This is a genomic window from Serratia sp. DD3, assembly GCF_000496755.2.
On record NZ_AYKS02000105.1, the window covers coordinates 1 to 20932 of the forward strand.

Annotated in this window: 19 protein-coding genes; 9 read left to right on the forward strand and 10 right to left on the reverse strand. The window is 50.0% G+C overall.

Annotated elements, in window-relative coordinates:
• Together IO95_RS19960 and IO95_RS25845 are read left to right on the forward strand one after the other, a co-directional pair.
• Positions 1-814: hypothetical protein (locus IO95_RS19960; protein WP_235186802.1), on the forward strand; the 814-nt coding region annotated here is incomplete at its 5' end.
• 169 nt (positions 815-983) lie between these two features.
• Positions 984-1400 (forward strand): hypothetical protein, encoded by a 417-nt coding sequence (locus tag IO95_RS25845; RefSeq protein ID WP_037386857.1) that lies wholly within the window; start codon positions 984-986, stop codon positions 1398-1400.
• A 207-nt stretch (positions 1401-1607) separates the two neighbouring features.
• Here IO95_RS25845 and IO95_RS19970 read toward each other — a convergent pair whose 3' ends face one another.
• Both IO95_RS19970 and IO95_RS19975 read right to left on the reverse strand, forming a co-directional pair.
• The gene (locus IO95_RS19970; protein WP_023490971.1) at positions 1608-1808 is read right to left on the reverse strand and encodes a hypothetical protein; all 201 of its coding nucleotides are present in this window, start codon (positions 1806-1808) and stop codon (positions 1608-1610) included.
• 93 nt (positions 1809-1901) lie between these two features.
• Entirely contained in the window at positions 1902-2381 is a 480-nt protein-coding gene (locus IO95_RS19975) for a GNAT family N-acetyltransferase (RefSeq protein WP_023490973.1), read from the reverse strand.
• A gap of 386 nt (positions 2382-2767) precedes the next feature.
• Between IO95_RS19975 and IO95_RS19980 the strand changes: the two genes are divergently transcribed.
• From IO95_RS19980 to IO95_RS20000, 5 genes are all read left to right on the forward strand, one after another.
• Complete coding sequence (locus tag IO95_RS19980) at positions 2768-2926, forward strand: helix-turn-helix transcriptional regulator (protein WP_023490977.1); 159 nt, start codon at positions 2768-2770, stop codon at positions 2924-2926.
• 62 nt (positions 2927-2988) lie between these two features.
• A complete protein-coding gene (gene hsdR, locus IO95_RS19985; protein WP_023490978.1) occupies positions 2989-6510 on the forward strand; it encodes a type I restriction-modification system endonuclease in 3522 nt (1173 codons plus the stop codon).
• A 135-nt stretch (positions 6511-6645) separates the two neighbouring features.
• Positions 6646-7725 (forward strand): Fic family protein, encoded by a 1080-nt coding sequence (locus IO95_RS19990; protein ID WP_023490980.1) that lies wholly within the window; start codon positions 6646-6648, stop codon positions 7723-7725.
• A gap of 22 nt (positions 7726-7747) precedes the next feature.
• Positions 7748-9319, forward strand: a complete 1572-nt coding sequence (locus IO95_RS19995; RefSeq protein WP_037386861.1) for an N-6 DNA methylase — start codon at positions 7748-7750, stop codon at positions 9317-9319.
• Complete coding sequence (locus tag IO95_RS20000) at positions 9319-10713, forward strand: restriction endonuclease subunit S (RefSeq protein ID WP_037386864.1); 1395 nt, start codon at positions 9319-9321, stop codon at positions 10711-10713. Before IO95_RS19995 ends, IO95_RS20000 begins: the two co-directional genes overlap by 1 nt.
• Positions 10714-10928: 215 nt before the next feature.
• On the opposite strand, the gene umuC is transcribed toward IO95_RS20000, so the two are convergent.
• The 3 genes from umuC to IO95_RS20015 all read right to left on the reverse strand — a co-directional run bounded on the left by umuC (position 10929) and on the right by IO95_RS20015 (position 13526).
• Positions 10929-12185 (reverse strand): translesion error-prone DNA polymerase V subunit UmuC, encoded by a 1257-nt coding sequence (gene umuC / locus IO95_RS20005; protein WP_023490383.1) that lies wholly within the window; start codon positions 12183-12185, stop codon positions 10929-10931.
• A gap of 6 nt (positions 12186-12191) precedes the next feature.
• Positions 12192-12611 carry a translesion error-prone DNA polymerase V autoproteolytic subunit gene (gene umuD, locus IO95_RS20010; protein WP_023490382.1) on the reverse strand — a complete coding sequence of 140 codons (420 nt, stop codon included), beginning with the start codon at positions 12609-12611 and terminating at the stop codon, positions 12192-12194.
• 249 nt (positions 12612-12860) lie between these two features.
• A complete protein-coding gene (locus IO95_RS20015) occupies positions 12861-13526 on the reverse strand; it encodes an FMN-dependent NADH-azoreductase (RefSeq protein WP_023490381.1) in 666 nt (221 codons plus the stop codon).
• A 109-nt stretch (positions 13527-13635) separates the two neighbouring features.
• Between IO95_RS20015 and IO95_RS20020 the strand changes: the two genes are divergently transcribed.
• Together IO95_RS20020 and IO95_RS20025 are read left to right on the forward strand one after the other, a co-directional pair.
• Complete coding sequence (locus IO95_RS20020) at positions 13636-14529, forward strand: LysR substrate-binding domain-containing protein (RefSeq protein WP_023490380.1); 894 nt, start codon at positions 13636-13638, stop codon at positions 14527-14529.
• 504 nt (positions 14530-15033) lie between these two features.
• Entirely contained in the window at positions 15034-18543 is a 3510-nt protein-coding gene (locus IO95_RS20025) for an autotransporter domain-containing protein (RefSeq protein WP_023490379.1), read from the forward strand.
• 132 nt (positions 18544-18675) lie between these two features.
• Here IO95_RS20025 and IO95_RS20030 read toward each other — a convergent pair whose 3' ends face one another.
• The 5 genes from IO95_RS20030 to IO95_RS20050 all read right to left on the reverse strand — a co-directional run.
• Positions 18676-18951 (reverse strand): type II toxin-antitoxin system mRNA interferase toxin, RelE/StbE family, encoded by a 276-nt coding sequence (locus IO95_RS20030; RefSeq protein WP_023490377.1) that lies wholly within the window; start codon positions 18949-18951, stop codon positions 18676-18678.
• Entirely contained in the window at positions 18938-19138 is a 201-nt protein-coding gene (locus IO95_RS20035) for a hypothetical protein (protein WP_023490376.1), read from the reverse strand. Before IO95_RS20035 ends, IO95_RS20030 begins: the two co-directional genes overlap by 14 nt.
• Before the next feature lie 607 nt (positions 19139-19745).
• Positions 19746-20033 (reverse strand): helix-turn-helix transcriptional regulator, encoded by a 288-nt coding sequence (locus IO95_RS20040; RefSeq protein ID WP_023492721.1) that lies wholly within the window; start codon positions 20031-20033, stop codon positions 19746-19748.
• Positions 20020-20343 carry a type II toxin-antitoxin system RelE/ParE family toxin gene (locus IO95_RS20045; protein WP_023492722.1) on the reverse strand — a complete coding sequence of 108 codons (324 nt, stop codon included), beginning with the start codon at positions 20341-20343 and terminating at the stop codon, positions 20020-20022. The genes IO95_RS20040 and IO95_RS20045 overlap by 14 nt, the downstream gene beginning before the upstream one ends.
• Positions 20344-20637: 294 nt before the next feature.
• Positions 20638-20932: ATP-binding protein (locus IO95_RS20050; RefSeq protein WP_037386868.1), on the reverse strand; the 295-nt coding region annotated here is incomplete at its 5' end.

Consider the following 20932-nt stretch of genomic DNA (forward strand, 5'->3'; position numbering starts at 1 on the left):
TAAGACCAGAAGGAACAGCGTACTCTGGACGCCGGATGAAATTGAATTTCTTAAGGCATCTCATGCCAAGTTACTTCCCACCCAGATAGCGGTCAGGCTGGGGCGTACGCTTGGCGCGTTGAGGACGATGGCGCATCGGTTAGGGCTTGAGCTTCAAAAACCCGATCCCAAGACCGCGGTGAGTATAGAATCGCCCCCGAGAAATGGCCGCTCACGCTGGACGATAACCGAGTTAAATTATGTCGAAGCCCACTACGGCAAAACATCGACCCGGGAGATGGCGGCGACGTTGGGCCGGGGGATCAGTGCGGTGAGGTCGGCGGCCCAGTCATTGGGGCTTTGCAAAAAACAATCGGGTGCGTGGTCGGAGCAGGAGCTCGATATCCTGCGCAAATACTATGGCGATGGTAGAAGCCTTGATGATATGCAAACCTTATTGGCGGGTCGGGGGAAAAGCGCCATAGAGGCCATGGCAAGCCAGATAGGGGTAACCCGGGTACGCAGTTGGCATGCCGATGAAGAACGCATTTTACGCGAATTTTACCCCACGTTAGGTACCAAGGTGGCCAAAAAACTCCCCCTCAGAAGTCGTGAGGCGGTTAAAATCAGGGCCAGTGAGTTAGGGCTGAAATACCATAAAGTAAAACCCCGAGAAGCACCGCCCCTGCGTTGGAGCGACGCCGAATGGCGTTTGTTGGATAAACATTTGGCCTGGCCTTACGACGAACTAAGGGCGTTGTTTCCTGGGCGCACCAAATTGGCGTTGGAAAAAGCCAAAGAACGATTAAGGGCACGGAAAAAGTACGGGAAATGAGCTATCCCGGACTATCATTTTTATGGCGATAACTTTTTTATCCCAGCGGTGTGAGATGATTACGGTTACTCCAGTTGGAGAGCGACGAGCCTACTCAGCAAGGATCGCTGGTCAACCTGCAATATACCGGTGAAAATATGCGCGCAGTCTATTTTTGGGAGCTGAAATAATGAGGAGCATTATTATTATTTTTAGTATTTTATTTTATTCATGGGGCGTTAGTGCTGGTGAGAAAAATCAAGTCAGTCTTGATAAGACTATAAAAGAATACAGAGTTTACTCTCTTGCCCGATGCATCGGTAATAACTATAAAAAAATGGGTGTTGATTTTAATAAATTACCACTTACAGATAATACAGTAGGTTTTATTGACATAGATATGGGTTTGGCTTTTAGTGCTGAGCGAAATAATGAACTGGATAAGTTTATTGAAGTTAACACAGGCTATTTTTATCAACCTAAGCAACAAAGTGGCGATCTGGCATCCATCAATCTGGTCGTTTATGACTGTGTGGATTTTTATCATTCGATAGAACTAAAAAGATTTCTTAAAGAGTTAATCCAGAAATCTGAAACTGATTTATAAACACCGTGAAAAAGAACAGTCATACGCGCAATCCCATGGGTGGAACGGGCGCGCTAATACCTGCAAGCGCGGTTGGGAGGGATAGAGGTGTTGAGGGAGATTCTCTGTTACATGCACGATCTGGTGATGCAACTTTTCACTCGCTACAGGGTGGTATTTTTAAATATAATCAATAAATTATAAAAATACATTTAGCGCTGATTCTTTTTAATCCACAGCAGGTTTCGCCCTCGATGCACGCTTTTCTTCCAGCAGCTTATTCATCTCAACCATCACCTCATCATGGGGAATGGCTGGGCGCGGATCGTCCAATGCTGCCTGCACTTTGGCACGGAACCAGCGGTCATAGCTGTCTGCCTGCTCCTGAGGTTCAAACTCGGACAGGATGGGGGACAGTTTGGTTACCATGTTGACTCACTCCTTTCTTTGCTGCTCTTTTGGCCAGTATGGCCTGTTACGCGGTTCAGACCAAGCCGTGAGACACAGGCGCAATAGCAAGCCTTATCCTTGTGCTGTTGGCGCTTTCAGTCGCTGTTTTTCAAGATAAATGAGAGAGACGGCTGGAGAAAGTGATTGCGTACCTGTGATGACATAGCCATTTTTTTCGTACAACCGGATATTTCCACTACTTTTACTCCCTGTAAACAGCTCAAATCGGGTTGCCAGAGGAAAACACATTTCTATGTGATGCAGCAGTGAGGAACCCAGCCCTTGTCTCTGATAATCAGGATGGACGATCAGTTTTCCTATCATGCAGAGGGTGCCGTCTGATTTGGCTCTCACTGAGCCGATGATACGATCGTCATCAACGGCTTTGAGGATAATATAATCTGTAAATTCTGCTGTTAGAGATGCCAGTGACTGGGTGAGGGGGGGCAGGGTCCAGTCGTTATAAATCCTGGCTTCTGACTGATACGCTGTTTTTTGTAATGCCAGAATCTTCTCCGCATCAACAACACTTGCCTGAGTAATGTTATACATAATGCATCATCCTTATTGATCGAAATTGGCGTCCAGAACATAAATGCCACTTATTACGATAAATCACAATGGCGCGAACCGCACCAGGCTGTGGAACCCCAGATAAATTTTCACCATCCCCCTTCTAGTTGTTTGCTGACCCCCGTTGGCGATTGTCGCCGACGAGGGCAACCACAATAGTTGATTTGGCGCTATCTTGGTTCTTCACTCCATTGCAGAGTGGAGAGTTAGGGATTTCCGCGATAAGGGCCAAGTTCATTTCATTTGACCTCACACTTTATTTAATCATTCCCCCACGTGATGTTAAATTCAATGGGAGCAGTAACTTGAATGTCTTGTGGTATGCTTGCTGGTATCGAAATAATCCATAAGATCTCGCCCGCATAATGGGCGAACAACAGGTGCGTATTGTCAATATTGCCAGTGAAACGGCCTTAAGCCGTGCAGCGCTGACGTTATTCTGCAAAGAGACCGCGCAGCAGTGGGATCTGGCAGCAATTGATAGGCTATGTGAACGGTTTGATTGCCAATTGGTTCTCTTTTAGCGCAGGTGCCAGGCAACACCATGAACAGTGTTGCTCGATAGATAAAATGGAGTATCTGAGTCATGACATCATCCAGCCAGACCAGTAATTTTGGATTTCTTGCAGAACATGATCCTCTTTTCATCGAACTGGCGCTCTCCGCCGAACGGGCTTTCGCGAGTGACCCGAATACTACGCTCATCAAGCTGCGTCAGTTAGGCGAAGCCTTAGCCCAGCATATCGCGGTTCTGGTCGGTATCACCTTTGACGCACAAACCTCGCAGGCCGACCTACTCTACAGAGTCAATCGTGAGCTGAAACTGGAACCGGTGGTAAGAGAACTGTTCCATACGCTCAGGGTTGAGGGCAACAAAGCCACTCATCAATTTAGAACGCAGCATAAAGAAGCCATCAACGGCCTGGTGGTCGCGCGTAAACTCGCCATCTGGTTTCATCAGTCTTTTGGCAAGGCAGGTACCCAGTTCAAACCTGGCCCTTTTATCCCGCCTGCAGACCCCAGTGAGCAACTGCGTAAACTGCAAACCGAAATCACCAAGCTTAAGAATGAATTGCAGCAGGCTAACATTAACCTTGATTCCAGCCAGCAACTCAATACGCTGATTGCCCAAGAAAAAGATGAGTACGCCGCGCTCGCTCATGCAATGGATGAAGAGTCTCGTGCGTTGGCACAACAAGCGGCCGCCCATGAAAAAGCACTCACCCAGCAACAGCAGGAATATGAGCAAAGAATTAAAGCACTTCAGGCACAACTGGCCGCGCAAGATGAAAAAGCCCAAGCTTCACAACGTCAGCAGCTAAACCGCAATACACAGGCGGCTACACAGCACATTGTGTTAGATGAAGCCTTAACCCGGATCTTGATTGATCAGCAGTTAAAAGATGTAGGCTGGCTGGTGGACAGTGAGGCCTTGACCTTCCAAAAAGGAATAAGGCCAGAAAAGGGCAAAAACATCGCCATTGCTGAGTGGCCCACTGAGCACAAAGGTAAAAAAGGCAGGGCTGATTACCTCTTGTTTGCAGGCCTGACGCCTATTGCGGTGATTGAGGCCAAAAAAGAGAACATCAATGTCGCCGGTAAGATCCCACAGGCCGAACGTTACAGTAAAGGGTTACAAATCACGCCGCCAATGCAGGGCGCATGGGAGTTGGCCGGCATGACCGTTGCCTGGCCCGATGACGAGGAGGGCCACTACAAAGTGCCGTTTGTTTACTCCTGCAATGGTCGCCCCTATGTGCCGCAACTTGCCGAGCAGTCGGGTATTTGGTTTCGCGATGTGCGCGCCCCCTCTAACACTAAACGAGCCTTGCCCGGTTTTCATACCCCGGCAGGTTTAATCGACCAGCTCAAACGCAGCAAGGTGGCAGCGGAGCAAAAGCTCAAAGCAGAACCCTTTGGCTATCTGAAATTGCGTGATTATCAACAACACGCCATTATCGCCGTTGAAAACACCCTTGCTAGAGAAGTGCGCCATGCATTGCTGGCGATGGCGACAGGTACCGGAAAGACCCGCACTATCATTGGTTTGATGTATCGTTTTTTAAAAGCCGAACGCTTTAAGCGTATTTTGTTTCTGGTTGATCGCACAGCGCTTGGCCAGCAGGCCATTGATGTGTTTAACGAAGCCCCGCTGGAACAAAGCCGTACACTCTCGAAAATTTACAATATCGCCGAGCTGGGTGATATGGCCGCCGCAGCGGAAACCCGCGTGCAGGTCGCCACCGTACAGGCGATGGTGAAGCGCATCTTCAATAGCGACTACCCACCACCGGTAGACCAATTTGACTGCATTATTATCGACGAAGCGCACCGTGGTTATACCCTCGATCAGGAAATGACCGAAGGCGAACTGGCAACCCGTGACGCCAGCCAATATCTCTCCAGTTACCGCCGAGTGCTGGATTATTTTGATGCGGTAAAAATCGGTTTAACCGCCACCCCGGCGAAGCACACTAGCGAAATTTTTGGCTCGCCGGTGTTTACTTATTCTTATCGTGAGGCTGTGGCTGATGATTGGCTGGTGGATCACGAACCGCCGATTCGCTACCAAACCCTGCTGACTCAAAACGGCATCACGTTTACCAAAGGGGAAAAGGTCAGCGCCATCAATATTCAAACGGGCGAAGTGGACAGTGCTGAGCTGGATGACGAACTGAGTTTTGATGTTGATGCCTTTAACCGCAGGGTGATTACCGAAAACTTTAATCGTGTTATCTGCCAACAACTGGTGCATGAGCTTGACCCCTTTGGTGACGAGAAGACCTTGATCTTCTGTGCTACCGATCTACACGCTGATATGGTTAAACGCCTGCTGGATGATGCCTTTAAAGACCTTTACAACGGCGAATATAACCAGGCGGCAGTGGCCAAAATTACCGGCCAAAGCGATAAGGTTGAGCAGTTGATCCGCCAGTATAAAAACGAACGTTACCCGAATATCGCCATTACAGTAGACCTGCTCACCACCGGCATTGATGTACCCACCATCTGCAACCTGGTGTTTATGCGCCGGGTGAAATCACGCATTTTGTACGAGCAGATGATTGGCCGTGCTACACGGCGCTGCGATGATATTGGCAAAACGGTGTTCCGCATTTACGACCCTGTGGATATTTACGCTGCTCTGGCTGACGTGAACACCATGAAGCCGCTGGTGAAAGACCCCAACATCACGCTGGAACAGTTGCTTGACGAAATCACCCACCCCGAGCAACTGGAGCGCGCATTGAATGCACCGGGTGATGCCGATGGGCAAAGCCATGCAGATGTGGTACTCAGCCAGCTTAGCCAAAAAGTGATGCGCATCCTGCGTAAGGCTGAAAAGAAGGCGGAACACAAATCTGCGCTTAAACAAAAACTCGATGAACTGCAAGGTTTGTGGGGGGTAGAGCCTAAAAGCCTGCATAGACATTTGTCCGCACTGGGCCCCAAGCAAGCCGCTGCCTTTATGACGCAACACAGCGGCCTGTTAAACCAGTTGGCAGAAGTCAATAGCCTGTTGGGCAGTGATCGCCAACCGGTTATCTCTGAGCATCACGACGAACTCCTGGAGCGTACCCAAAGCTACGGCGTGCATCACAAACCGGGAGATTACCTGGATAGCTTTAATCAGTTCATCAAAGAGCGGTTGAACCAAAGCGCCGCACTGGCGGTGGTGATTAACAAACCCCGAGATCTTACCCGTGAGCAACTCAAAGAGATCAGGCTGCTGCTTGATGGTGCGGGTTACTCAGAAGCCAAGCTACAAAGTGCCGTGCGTAATCAAACCAACCAGGATATTGCCGCCAGTATTATCGGCCATATCCGCCGCGCCGCCTTGGGGGAGCCCTTGGTACCCTTTGAACAACGGGTCGCTCAGGCCATGCAGCATATCTACCAAAGCCACAACTGGTTACCCACCCAACGCAAATGGCTGGAGCGCCTGTCTAACCAACTGGTACACGAAGTGATTATTGACCGCGATTTTGTCAACCAGCGCTTTGCCGAGCAGGGTGGGGCCAAGCAACTGGACAAAGTCCTTGGCAATCAATTGAGTAGCGTATTGGATGAGCTCAGTGATGCCATTTGGCAAACCAAAAGTGCCTGAGATGCATGGGCGATAGGGTGATTTTATGTATAGAAAATAGCAAAATCTATACATATTGGCGGCGATATGTATAATTTGCCCGGTTATTTATACCTATTTAAGCGCCATGAATCGGAACAAGGGAGAGATATAACTATGTCAGAGAATCTTACTCCGCTCCCACTGGCGAATATTGAACAATGGGAAACGCGAGCGGTACTCAAAAAGAGCGCAGAAGCTCACCGCCACTTGGCTGAGCTGAAAGGCGTGGCGGCCAGTATCCCAAATGAAGCCATATTGATTAACACCCTGTCACTGCAAGAGGCTAAAGACAGCTCTGAAGTGGAAAACATCGTCACCACCCACGATGAACTCTACAAAGCCAATTTGTTTCAGGAAGCGGTCACCAGTCCAGCGACCAAAGAAGTGCAGGTCTATGCCTTTGCTTTAAAGCAGGGCTTTCACACGGCACGTGAAAACAAGTTGATCCGCCTTGGTGACATTCTCGCGGTGCAACAGCAATTGGAGCACAATAATGCTGGCCTTCGCAGGCTGCCGGGAACAGAACTGAAGAATGCCCACACTGGCGAGGTTGTTTATACGCCACCGCAACATGCCGATGAAATTGCGGCGCTGATGGATAACCTCATCGCTTTTATCAATGACGACAGCCTGTGCGATGCAGATCCGCTGGTGAAAATGGCCATCATTCACCACCAGTTTGAAAGTATCCATCCGTTTTACGATGGTAATGGTAGAACTGGGCGTATTGTTAATATTCTTTATTTGGTGATCAAGGAATTGCTCAACCTACCGGTGTTGTACTTAAGCCGTTTTATCATTCGTCACAAAGCGGCCTATTATGCCAATTTGCAAGCGGTAAGAGACACCGGTGACTGGGAACCTTGGCTGCTGTTTATGCTTGATGGTGTGATTGATACCGCCAAAGATACCATTACCCTGATCATGGAGATGAAAAACCTAATGGTCAGCGTTAAACATGGCATCCGCGAGCAGTTGCCTAAAATTTATAGCCAGGATTTACTCAATAATCTGTTCAACCACCCCTACACGAAAATCGACTTTCTTGTTGAAGAGTTGGGCGTGACACGCATTACGGCCACCAAGTATCTGGAAAAACTGGTGGAATACGGCTTTTTAAGCAAACAGAAAGTTGGCCGAGCTAACTATTACATTAATCAGCCGCTGTGCAACTTACTGATCGCACATGGCTGAGATACGCAATCAAGAGACCATAATGACCAATAACGATATTGTACAAAAACTGTGGAACCTGTGTGACGTACTGCGTGACGACGGCATTAACTACAGCGACTATGTTACCGAGCTGGTATTGCTGCTGTTTATTAAAATGGTGCATGAAAATACCGAAGCGGAGATCCTGGATAAACATACCTTGCCGGAAGGGTGTCGCTGGAGTGATATCAACGGTAAATCCGGCATTAACCTGCTTAACGACTACAAACGTATTCTGCTGAGCCTGTCTACCGGTAAAGACGCCGAGGGCAATATGGTTCACCAAGACCCACTAATCAGCGCCATTTATGCCGATGCCCAAACCCGCCTGCGTGAGCCACGCCATTTGGAGCAGATGATTAAAACGCTGGACCAAATCGACTGGTTCAGTGCGCAGAAAGATGGCCTGGGGGATTTATACGAAGGCTTATTGGAGAAAAACGCCTCTGAGACCAAATCTGGTGCCGGCCAGTACTTCACCCCACGCGCGCTGATTAACAGCATGGTGCGTTGCATCAAGCCGCAAATAGGCGAAACCATCCAAGATCCGGCCGCAGGTACGGCGGGCTTTTTAGTGGCAGCCGACCAATATATGCGCGCCGAAACCGACGACTATACCCAACTGCCCGCCAAAGATGCCGCCTTCCAGAAAAACAAAGCCTTTGTTGGCATCGAGCTGGTGCCCAATACCCGCCGACTGGCACTGATGAACTGCCTGTTACACGGTATGGAAGGGGATGACGAAGGGGTGGTGCATTTGGGCAATGCCTTGGGTGAAGCGGGTAAGGGGATGAAACCCTGCGATATTATTCTCGCTAATCCGCCGTTTGGTACCAGCAAAGGTGGCGAAGCCAGCAACACCCGTGACGACCTGACCTATAAAACCAGCAACAAGCAACTGGCGTTTTTGCAGCATATCTACCGCAACCTCAAGCCCGGTGGCCGCGCGGCGGTGGTGTTGCCGGATAATGTGCTATTTGAAGCCGGTGTCGGCACCGAGGTGCGCCGCGACCTGATGAACAAGTGCAATCTACACACCATTTTGCGCCTGCCCACCGGTATTTTTTATGCCCAAGGGGTAAAAACCAATGTGCTGTTTTTTACCAAAGGTTCGGCAACAGACAAATTTCAGCAGGAAAACTGCACTGAAACGGTGTGGGTCTACGATCTACGCAGCAATATGCCGAGCTTTGGCAAACGCACGCCGTTTGGCGACAGCCACCTAGCGCCGTTTGAAGCGGTATATGGTGAAAATGCTGTTGGCACCAGCCCGCGTACAGCAGGTGAATACAGCTTTGGCGCTGAGGAAATCGCCGTTGATCATCAAGCCGCCGCAGAAAATAAAAATGTGGATGACAAGCTGTTACACAGCCGCTGGCGCTGCTTTAGCCGTGAATGGATCCGCGACCATAAAGGCGACTCGCTGGATATCAGTTGGCTAAAAGATAAAGACAGTGTGGATGCCGCCAGCCTGCCGGAGCCGGAGGTATTGGCACTGGAGGCAAAAGCGGAACTGGAAGCAGCGTTAAGTGAGTTGGATGAGTTATTGGCGGCGTTAGAAGGGGCGAATTGATGAGGGATATTAATTTGCCCGAAGGGTGGTCAACAACAAAATTAGAATTACTCACAACGGATATCTCTTATGGCTATACCGCTTCTTCGAGTTCAGCGGAAGTTGGTCCAAAAATGCTGCGTATTACAGATATACAAGACAACTCTGTTGTATGGTCAGATGTACCTTATTGCGAGATTGAAGAAGATAAACTCGAACAATATCTTCTTAAAAAAAATGATCTTGTTTTTGCAAGAACAGGAGCAACTGTTGGGAAAAGCTTTTTAATTAGAACTGAGCCACCAAAAGCGGTTTATGCTTCGTATCTAATCCGAGTAAGAACGGCTTCTGAAGAACTAATTTCGGTATTAAGTCATTTCTTCAATTCACAGCAGTATTGGCAGCAAATCACAGAGTTCAGTGCTGGAATTGGGCAACCTAATGTAAATGGTACAAAGCTTAAAGGGTTGGCTATTCCTCTCCCCCCTCTAGCTGAACAAAAAATAATCGCCGAAAAACTCGATACCCTGTTGGCACAGGTAGAAAATACCAAAGCCCGCCTTGAACGCATTCCCACTATCCTAAAAACATTCCGCCAATCGGTACTTGCTGCGGCGGTCAGTGGGAAATTGACGGAGGAGTGGCGGAAAGACAAAGAAATTGTATGGCAATTATTGGTAATAGATGATGTAGGCGAAGTAAAAGGCGGAAAAAGATTACCAAAAGGTGATGAACTGGTAGAGGAAAATACGGGCTTTCCATATATTAGAGCGGGCCAGTTGAAGCAAGGTACTGTTATCAATACATCTGATGCTCGCTCTAAACAATTATTCCTTACCCCAGAAGCTCAACAAAAAATATGCCGATACACCGTTAACTCCGGAGATTTATACATCACTATAGTTGGAGCTTCAATTGGTGATGCAGGTGTTGTTCCTGAACATTATGCTGGAGCAAATTTGACCGAAAATGCGGCGAAAATAACAGAGTTTAAGAAACCAGTTGAAAGTGAATTTTTATCCTATTGGCTTCGCTCACATGAATTACAAGATCTAATAAGGCTAGAAATAAAGTCTGGGGCACAAGGTAAATTGGCTCTTAAGCGAATAAAAGAACTTCCTATACCGTATACTGATATTAGCGAACAAACCGAAATTGTCCGCCGTGTCGAACAACTATTTGCCTTTGCCGATAGTATCGAGCAAAAAGCCAATGCGGGATTAGCGCGGGTTAATAACCTCACCCAATCCATTTTGGCTAAAGCCTTTCGTGGTGAACTCACCGCCGACTGGCGTGCCGCCAACCCCGGTTTAATCACTGGGGAAAATAGCGCTGAGGCACTGCTGGAAAAAATTAAGGCCGAGCGTGGGGCACTAAAACCTGCCAAACTAACCCGTGGGCGCAAGCAAGCCTGATGCGGGTGATGCGGTGTATTAGCTAAGGGTGCTGGTGGGGTGGTTGGGGTTCACGGTGGCTCACAGTTAAGCTATTCCTGTGTTTGATGACTATTTTCGCCAGCAATCTAGCGGAACGGCAGAAAGCAAAAAACCAGCCATCGGCTGGGTTCTCTGAATAACTGCTGCCGTTTCGGCTCGCTATTTGCCGTTATTCAGCGGGGGATGGAGGGGCCTTATATTTTAGCTTTAGGGATAGCGCGCCAATCAGTGGTATAGGCGGGGGAAAGCAGTTCGCGCTTCATTTTCCAACCCTGCTCGATGCCTTGGCCCGCAAACCAAATCTTACCCATGCCGGTGGTGTTAATACGATCAACCACTTTCATCAGGTGTTCACTGTTGGGCCGGGGGGGTGTTTCATCGAACATGTCTATTTGCCCAGGGCGGTGGCAGAAATCGTTCAAAATAACGCCCGCTTTTTGATAGCGGTAGCCGTTACGCCAAATCTTCTCTAGTGCCTTCATCGCGGCAGCGATAATGTCTCGCGTATCTTGCGTTCCTAGCATCAGTACATGGTTGGCATTGTTAGCGTAATAGGGCTGATTGGCATGGGGGCTGGTGCGCAGAAATACGTTGATATGGCGGCAATACTGGTGTTGTTGGCGCAGCCTTTCAGCCGCACGTTCTGCATATTGGCAGATTGCCTGGCGCATATCCTGTAACTGTGTGATCGGTTCACCAAAGCTACGGCTGCAAATGATCTGCTGTTTCGCAGGCAGAGAATCGATGGTGATAGAGGGTATGCCATTCAGTTCACGTACCGTTCGTTCAACCACCACGCCAAATGTTCTTTTAATTAACTGTATGTTTGCATCGGCCAACTTCAGCGCGGTGGTGATCCCCATTGCATTGAGCTTGGCTGAAAGCCGGTAGCCAATTCCCCATACCTGTTTGACCGGGAGCAACGCCATTAATTTCCGCTGACGCTGCGGGTTACTCAGTTCTACAACGCCACCGGTTGCTGGCCAGGTTTTTGCTGCGTGGTTGGCCAGCTTGGCTAATGTGCGTGTTTGCGCAATCCCGATACCACATATCAGCCCGGTTTGTTGTGCCACCGTGGCGCGGACTCGTTGGCCAAACGCGAGAAAGGGTTCGCAAGCATCAATGCCAGTGATATTCAGGAATGCTTCATCAATCGAGTAAATTTCAAGTTTGGGGGCCAGGGCTTCTAATGTGGTCATGACCCGTGCGCTCATATCGCCATAGAGCGCATAGTTGGAACTGAAACAGGCTATTTGGTAGCGCTGGATCAGGTTTTTGGCTTGAAAATAGGGGGCGCCGGCCTTGATGCCTAGCATTTTGGCTTGTCGATTGGCAGCGACAATACAACCATCATTGTTGCTTAACACGATAACCGGTTTTCCTTTCAGGTCCGGCCGAAACAGTTGCTCGCAACTGGCATACATTGAATTGACATCGCACAGCAGATACATAGTCGATTACGACAAGGTGTGGATGGCGTGCGTGACCACACCAAAAATATCCAGGTCATCAGGTTCAACATAAATCGGGCTGTAGGCCGGATTCATCGGCTGAAGGCAAAGGCGAGGCTGTATACACAGCTTTTTCACCGTGAATTCCCCCGCCACTGCGGCGATGACAATATCACCATGCTTTGGCATCAGCGCCTTATCAACAATCAACAAATCACCGGAAAGAATACCCGCCTCGACCATTGATTCACCTTCCGCGCGGACAAAGTAAGTGGCAGAGGGATGCAGGATTAAATAGTGGTTGAGATCCAACTGCGCCTCGATGTAGTCCTGCGCGGGGGATGGAAAACCCGCCGGGCAGGTCTCCCCAAACAGCGGGATCTGCTGGTGAGTATCAGTAAATGCGGAGGTGGTTGTTGCTTTCATGCCGATGTACGCCTGTAAAAAACTGTATAAATAAACAGTATTATGACTGACGATTTTACTGACTGGCAAGCAGCAAGCAGCAACGTTTTGCTAGGGTGATGTTTTGCTGGGGAAAATAGTTTTGCACAAATTGGCAAATTGCAGCGGGCCGAGGTAATTGGTGGTGTCGTGTCAGCAACACCAACACCAACAACACCAATACCGACAGGCCCCCCGTTTATCGGTGAGCCGATGAGGGGCTCCCGGTGGTTAGACCAACTGCGATACTAGGCTCTTTACTGCGGCTTCCGCCTGCTGGATGGAGTCAACCAGCCGATGATCTGCAAATTCATCGTACTCAATAGCCGCCTCATACACATCGGTTACGCCGATATAGGCGAAAGCGGTGCGAACTGAGGCTTCCACATGGTTTTGAGTTCCGATGCGACCGCCGGGTTGATACCCATAGTCCCCCCGCGAAGAGAGGATCACCAGACGTTTGCCAGAATCCGACAGCAGGGGCCAATAAGGTTCCCCCTCTCGGCTGCGGTCAAATCCGAAGGTACGCCCCACTCGAACGATATTGTCAATGTATGCCTTGAACTGTGCGGGTGGCCCGAAGTTATACATCGGTACGCCAGCAACGATGAGGTCAGCCTGGAGTATCTCATCGACCAAAGTATCACTGACGCGAAGCACATCCCGCATCCAGGCTTCACGCTTGTTTTCAGGGGTAAAGGCCGCATGTATCCATTGCCCCGTGATATACGGTGGTGGCTCCTGACCGACATCGCGGTAGATCACCTTTGTCTCGGGACGCATTGCGGTCCATTGTTGTACGAAATGAGCGGTTAAACGGCGAGTGTGCGATCCGTGAGAAATCTCGTCAGAGCGTCCAAAACGTGCGCTGGCATCAATATGCAGTAACGTGGTCATATGAATCCTTATAGATGATTTTAATTCAAACAAAGCAAGTTTCTACGTAATATGGATGGCCAACAAACGATAAAATCTCAGCTAATAGATGATATAAGGTCAGGTGTTTATGGCTATAAAACTCCCTTCGCTGACTGCTCTTCGTGCTTTTGAGGCTGCCGCACGTTTGGGGAGCTTCAAGAAAGCTGCCGAAGAGTTAGCCGTCACGGCCACGGCCATCAGCCACCGTATTCGTGTCTTGGAAGAATATCTCGAACACCCTCTGTTCTTGCGCAAGGTACGAGCGGTTGAGCTGACCCAGAACGGCGAGGCGCTTTTCACTGCGGTTCATAGCAGTTTTGAGACTATCGCTCTGGCAATTGAACGCATACGCAAGCCATCTCGTTCATTGGTAACATTATCTACGACGCCCGCATTTGCCACTAAATGGCTGGTTCCTCGGCTAGCAGACTTTCATGAAGCACATCCCGATATTGATCTGCATATTCATGCTTCCAATACGCCCGTCGATCTCAATGCAGGCACAATAGACCTGGCGATTCGCTACGGACAAGGCCAGTATGGCGGCGTAATTTCGACGTTGCTTCTGGAGGATAATTTCGCGCCTGTCGCCAGCAAGATGCTTCAAACGACGACAAACCAAGATGTGTCAAAATGGCCTTTGATCCATTTCGATTGGCATCGCCCATTGCCTGTAGACCTGACATGGGCAGAGTGGGCGCGGGCTACCGGGCGAAAGCCATCCGATCTGTCCGCAGGTAGTCGGTATTCCGAAGAAAGCCACGCCATTCAGGCGACGATTGCTGGCCAGGGAGTGGCACTCTTGAGTCTGCTCTTGATAGAGGAAGAGCTGCGTCTGGGCGTTCTAGAGATTGTTGGCGAACCTGCGCTCAAGGGGATGTCTTACCACCTGCTTAAGAGCAATCAGCGACCAGCCTCTGAGGCTATTGCCACCGTTGAGAACTGGCTGTTGCGTGTCGCTCGCCAGGTTAAACCGGCGTAACTTCTTTTGCCTCTTAACTTGACACCACACTGGCTTATACTCGCTCAGGTAGTACGCATGGGTCATGTTTGGCAATAATATCGTTCATCTTATTCATCAATGCCGGAATGCTGGCTTCTTAAATGTCAGATGTATTGATCCCTTCATAAAGTATTTTCATGCCGATGTACGCCCGCAAAAACTATATAAATAAACAGTTTTATAACTGACGGTTTTACTGGCTGGCAAGTAGCAACGTTTTGCTAGGGTGATGTTTTGCTGGGAAAATAGTTTTAAGGGGAGGGAAGGTGTTTGTTCAGTTCTCGAGCCAGGCGATAACCTTTCTTGAATCACTCCGTGCTTCTTCGATGACTCACTTTAGCGTCAGCGAACACCACTTGAGGGTGGGTTGGGATGGCGCTCACGATCACGACCAAATTATTGTTGGATAATCTCCCCGTCCGCAGTGAGGTTTCATGCGACAGATAGGTTTTACCTATTTAAACTGTTTTATGGAGGCGTCAGATGGTCAAAGATCCTATGAGAGTTCCACACCTATCCAAGGAGCAAAAAGGTCATGCCAGGAAAGAATTTTTTGTCCTGGCGTTTCTATGGGTACCCCTTGTCTTCACTATTCCGGCCGGTGCGGCCAGCGCACCTATATTTACCTACTATGGCGACCCGGGCTTTGTCGCCACTAGCCCGGGAGAAATGGCCAGCGCGAAAGCCAGTTGGGAAACGGCGGAATATGGTTTTTATACCGGCCATAACCCTGCTACTGATGGCTCGGCGGTCAATGGTCCATGGCAGCTCAGCGCGGTAAACGCATCCACCGCCTATGCCCTAGGGTACTTCGGGCAAGGCGTCACGCTCGGCATGATGGATTCTGGCTACAGGGCCACACACGAAGCATTTCAAACCGATTTGATCAAGTCGGTTACCGCGGAGGGCGTCTACGGCACGTCCGGCTACGGGTATCGTGGCGCAATCCCAAATAACCCGTTTTACGCGGGCGATAAGTTCACTGTGGCTGGTGATCAGGCGTTAACCAGCGATTACTCGCACGGCACCGGTATGCTCGGGGTTACCTCCGGCATCCGAGACGGTAAAAACCAGCACGGTATCGCCTTTGGATCGATGATGTATGTCGCCAAGACCGGCGGTTCCGATGGTCAATCCCACGGTCCGTTCCACGATTACGAGTACTGGTATACAGCCAATAAGGCGCTGGTCGACGCGGGTGCCCAGGTCATCAATAGCAGTTGGGGGTCCTACGTCCAGACCCTTGACAGAGCCCGCTATGATGGTTACGGAAACGATCTCGGCGCCGATGGCAACCTCGCCAACGCTTACGAGCTAGCCGGCAGAGACAGCGCCAGCAGCACGGCAATGGCGATTATTCTCCCAAGCCAGAACCTGAAGGATCTCGAGTACCAGTATTTCCTCTTCAAAAAAAGCTATTCGGAAGGTGGCATTCAATACGATAAGAACCACCCAGGGCTTTCCTTTATGGACGCCATATGGGACGCCATCAAAGACAGCGGTACCGTCAACGTACGTTCGGCGGGCAACAACGACTGGGACAATCCCTATTACCGTCCGGCCTATCCCATCTTCAATCCCTGGGCGGAAAACCAGTGGGTCGTCGTCGGTGGGGTGATACCACCCACTGATGCCAATCCAGAATATACCAAGCAGTCCAGGTTTAACGAGGCGGGGCTCGCCAAATGGTGGACCGTGTCTACCCCTTCAAACAGCATTTGGACCTCGGGCAGCGGTAGCGACACTAGCTATTCAGGCTCAAGCGGTACGTCACCAGCAACGCCCGTTGCGACAGCGGTGATGGGGGTTCTGCTCTCCCGCTATCCAAACATGAACGCCATGCAGGTGCGCGAACTGATGTTCACCACGGCGAACAACAAGATGTCTGATGGTGTGAGATTCCTCGGTACTGGGCAAACCTCTGCCACCGGGGAATCCATCGCCTGGACTGCTCCCGAAGGCCTTCCGGACCAACGCTGGGGCTGGGGGATACCCGATCTGGCCAAGGGCATGTACGGCCCCGGCCAATTCCTGAGCCCGATGGTATACACCATGAATAAGGCATCCCTGGACGTCTGGTCGAATAATATTAGCCAGACTGCGATCAAAGAAAGGGAAAGGGAAGACCTGGCGTGGCTGGCGGGCTACAAGGCGCAGGGCATTGCCTACGCCGGTGACTACGGCCCCAACGTGCTGAACCCGGATGGCACTCTTAACGAGCAAGCGTTCATGACTCAGGGCATTTTGAATGATCCTTACATACAGGCGATCACTAACGGCCACCCCGAGATGTACGACAAGATCGCCTATGAGGACGCTGTCAAGTGGCGCAAGGAATGGATGGATGGGAACGCAGCCTACATCGAGCACAAGATCGCCAACGGCCTCTACACGGCTTCGCTGACCAAGCAGGGGCCTGGGATGCTGGTCATGACCGGTAGCAATACCTACGAAGGCGGCACGATGGTTGAGGCTGGCACGCTGTACGGCTTCACCGAATCCTTCGGCACCGCGCCGGTCAACATTAACGGCGGCTATTTCGGCGTGCTTTCACACTACAACGATCTTTTCACGATGAAAGGCCTGCTGACTACCACGGAAAGCCGTCTGGCCAACGTCAACGTCAATAGCGGCGGTACGTATGTCATCGTGACGGGAAATGATGTCAATGTGGGTACACTGACCTTCAACAAAGGTTCCAAGCTTACGATTGCGGCCGCCGATACTGATATTCTGCGAGATGTGTTCAACAACCACAACCTCGTCGCAACGGGTAGCGTAGCCGCTGACACCTTGGCTGGCAGCGAATACATGGTGGTGAATCCAGACTATGCGTTCTTTAATATGGATGTGCTCACCACCAGGAGTGCTAGCGGTCCCTCCACCATCACAGGAACTCTTAGTTGGAATGACGCCGGCCTCGCCAGTTATGCGGCCAATAGCAACGGTCGCACTGTCGCGAACGTGATTTCGACCCAGGTTCCTAATATGTTTATGGATCAACTTCTTTGGTCAACCAAGGATCAAGTTCACTCCACCCTTGATTCGCTGGGCAATGATATGTACCTCAATGTCGACAATGCGAGCATTGTCAATTCACTGACTCTGTCCCGCACGCTCGAAAACCAGGCATCGGGTTTTGGCCACGACAAAAGCATCCAAATCAGTGACACGGCCCGCGTATGGGCCACGGGTGTCGGCAGTTGGTCCAGTGTAGATTTTGGTCGCTCCGATCTGGACGGTGAATTCTACGCCGCTCTTGTCGGCATGGAAGCCGACATCACCTCCAACCACAAGGCTGGTCTCTTCTTTGGCGCGGGTGAGAGCAAGTTCAAGGGCGGCCAGTACGGGAGAGTGGACAGCAACGACCTGCACGTTGGGGTTTACGGCGTTTCCGATATCCCTGAGATCGCAAAGTTCACCTACGGCACCATGTACACCAACCAGGACCGGGAGTCGAGCCGCCAACTGACTGTTATTGACCAGTCGCAGCTCAATAACGTTACCACCACTACGGATATCACCCAAGTCTTCGCCGATGCGGCGTACACGGGGTTCAACAAGGATAAGTACTCCATTGAACCCTATCTTGGCATGAACATGTTGTGGCTTAAATCAGACGGTTTCGATGAAAGCGTCGGTGATTATAAGTTCCATACTGACGGCAATTCGCAGACGCTTGGTGCGGCGACCCTAGGTGTTCGCGGAAGCGCTCCGCTTCTTACGGCCAGTACCGTGAAGCTTGCGGCACGGGGCTATATCTCCGGAACCACGTTCATGGGCGACACCACTCCAGAGGCCTATCTGCAGATTATGGATCTCGGCAAGGCCAGAATTGAGGGCGGAAAGATGGACAACCCGATGCTCAATCTCGGCGCTGGTGTTGATGCGACTCTTAGCGAATCGGTGAAACTCAGCCTGTCTTACGTAGGTTCTTTTAACAGCGACATTCAATCAAATGGCGTTGCGGCCAATGTCCGCATAGCGTTCTAAGGAAACGCTGATTTAACCCTCACAAGGTTCTGTCGCATTAGCGTAGTGAAGTTAGCAACCGTTGCGCTGCCGGTTATTTAGGCAGCCAACAGACTACAACCGGAGGCGGTTTAATCTATTTTTCTCGATATTCTACGGGTATTCCTGTCGCGCATGTAACACCTGCAAAATCTCTATTTGCAACTCATCAATATGATAAATAACGAGATAGTTAGGGTGAACGACGATTTCCCGTGTGCCGGGAACCCTACCGGGGCGGTAAAGATAGGGATGTTGAGGGAGATTCTCTGTTACATGCACGATCTGTCGATATAACTTATCACTCGCTACAGGATTGTATTGTTCAATATAATCAATTAGTTCCGCTAAGTCATAGAGCGCAGATTCTTTCCATTTAACCCACTGCACGCTTTGCCCTCAATGCACGTTTTTCTTCCAGCAGCTTATCTAGCTTTGCCATGGCTTCATCATGGGGAATACCTGGGCGCGGATCGTCCAATGCTGCTTGCACTCTGGCACGGAACCAGCGGTCATAGCTGTCAGCCTGCTCCTGAGTCTCAAACTCGGATACGATGGGGGACAGTTTGGTTACCATATTGACTCACTCCTTTATTTGCTGCTCTTTTGACCAGTATAGCTTGTTACGCTGTTCAGACCAAGTGGATGGCGTGGTCTGCTGTTGTCGCTTACCAAAATTTTCAACATCCCCCCTCTCGTTGTTTGCTGCTACCTAGTGGTAGTGGGTTGTCAGCTCTCGGCGAAGCCAGTTCAGGGCAGCGAGAAAGACGAGTTGGCGCTGGCCCTAAAGCATTTGAGCGGGGTCTGGAGCAGTCGAGAGATGGGGGGCAGGGGTAAAGCTGTGGCATAGGTGGTAAGAACGACCAGCAATCTACCTACCGGAGCGCCAGAGAGCAAAAACCCAGCCATAGGCTGGGTTCTCTGAATAAGTGGTGCCCGGACTCGGAATAACCCAATAACCCAATAACCCAATAACCCAATAACCCAATAACCCAACAACCCAATAACCCAATAACCAATTGTTATTTAACGATATTATTGTGTTCGATAATTCAAGGAGCCACCAATAGGGCCCCCGGGTGGTTTGGCATAAAAAAGGGAATAGGTTCGATACTGTTTTCTCCTGTCGAGGTATTGAATGTGTTCGGGGTGGTTCCGAAATAAGGACCCACATCAAACATCAGTTATAGTGTAATCTGAGGGTGTTTAATACCACACGCGTTGGCATATCTGACCAGGGTGTCGAGGCTTGCTTTAACGATATTGGACTCCATACGTGAAACGGTGGGCGGCGTTACCCCCATTCGCTCAGCAACCTGTGCACGCGTTAACCCTGCATGGCTACGCCATTCTGCCAACATGGCCTGCAAACGCTCTTTACGTTCTTCGGCTTCATAAGCAGCTTGTACTTCTGGGTCAGACATTAAATCGGTTCTGACTGTCTCCCAGGCAACGCCTTTAGCTTTTTTCATTTAGCATCTCCTCTAATCGTTCAAAAGCGAGCGTTATCTCCCCTGACGGTGTTTTCTGTGTTTTCTTGATAAACACTCGTAATAGATAGATATTTTTCCCTTTCTGATAAACATACAACCCTCGGGCGATATTCGTTCCCATTGTTCTGATCTCAAATAAGCCATCTTTGAGTGGTTTGCTATCAGGCTCTCTCAGGGCAGTTGCATTTATCTTAAGTTTATCAATCAGTCGGATCATTTTAGCTTTGATGACTGGCGGTAAACTTGCGAGTTCTTCGGGTACTTCATCATGCAAAATCACGTTAAACACGCTCACTCCTCCATAGAGTAATGTTGCTCTATAAGCTAAGTTGCGTCAAATGCTAATTTAGAAGCAGCCTTATATGAACCTACTCACTCTGTCATTTGAGTAAATCCTTTCAATAAAGCCGTCGTTCGGGTTGGCAAAAAGAAGAAGAAAACGTTGTCACCTACCCAAGTAAAAACCGTGTATCGCCTGATGGTGCGTATTCCGCTCTGTTCGATCACGGATTGGCATCGAAGTTCGATCAGTGTTTCGCATCCATTCGATCACCCGGGATGCTTTAACTTTTTCTACTGCTTTTTAACCTCTTTTTTCCTCACTTTCCACTGCCGTTTTGCTTTTCCTCATCGATTCACCCTTCAGGACCAGCCTGTGGGCGTTATGCACCAGTCTGTCCAGGATGGCATCTGCTGTGGTTGGGTTCTCCATCAGCCCGTGCCACTTATCCACCGGGAACTGGCTCACCACCAGGGTGCTGCTTTGCCCGTACCGGTCTTCCACTATTTCCAGCAGATCGTTACATTGCGCGTTGGTCAGTGGCTCCAGACCCAGATCGTCCAGGATAAGCACCTGCGTTTTTTGCAGCTGTTTCAGG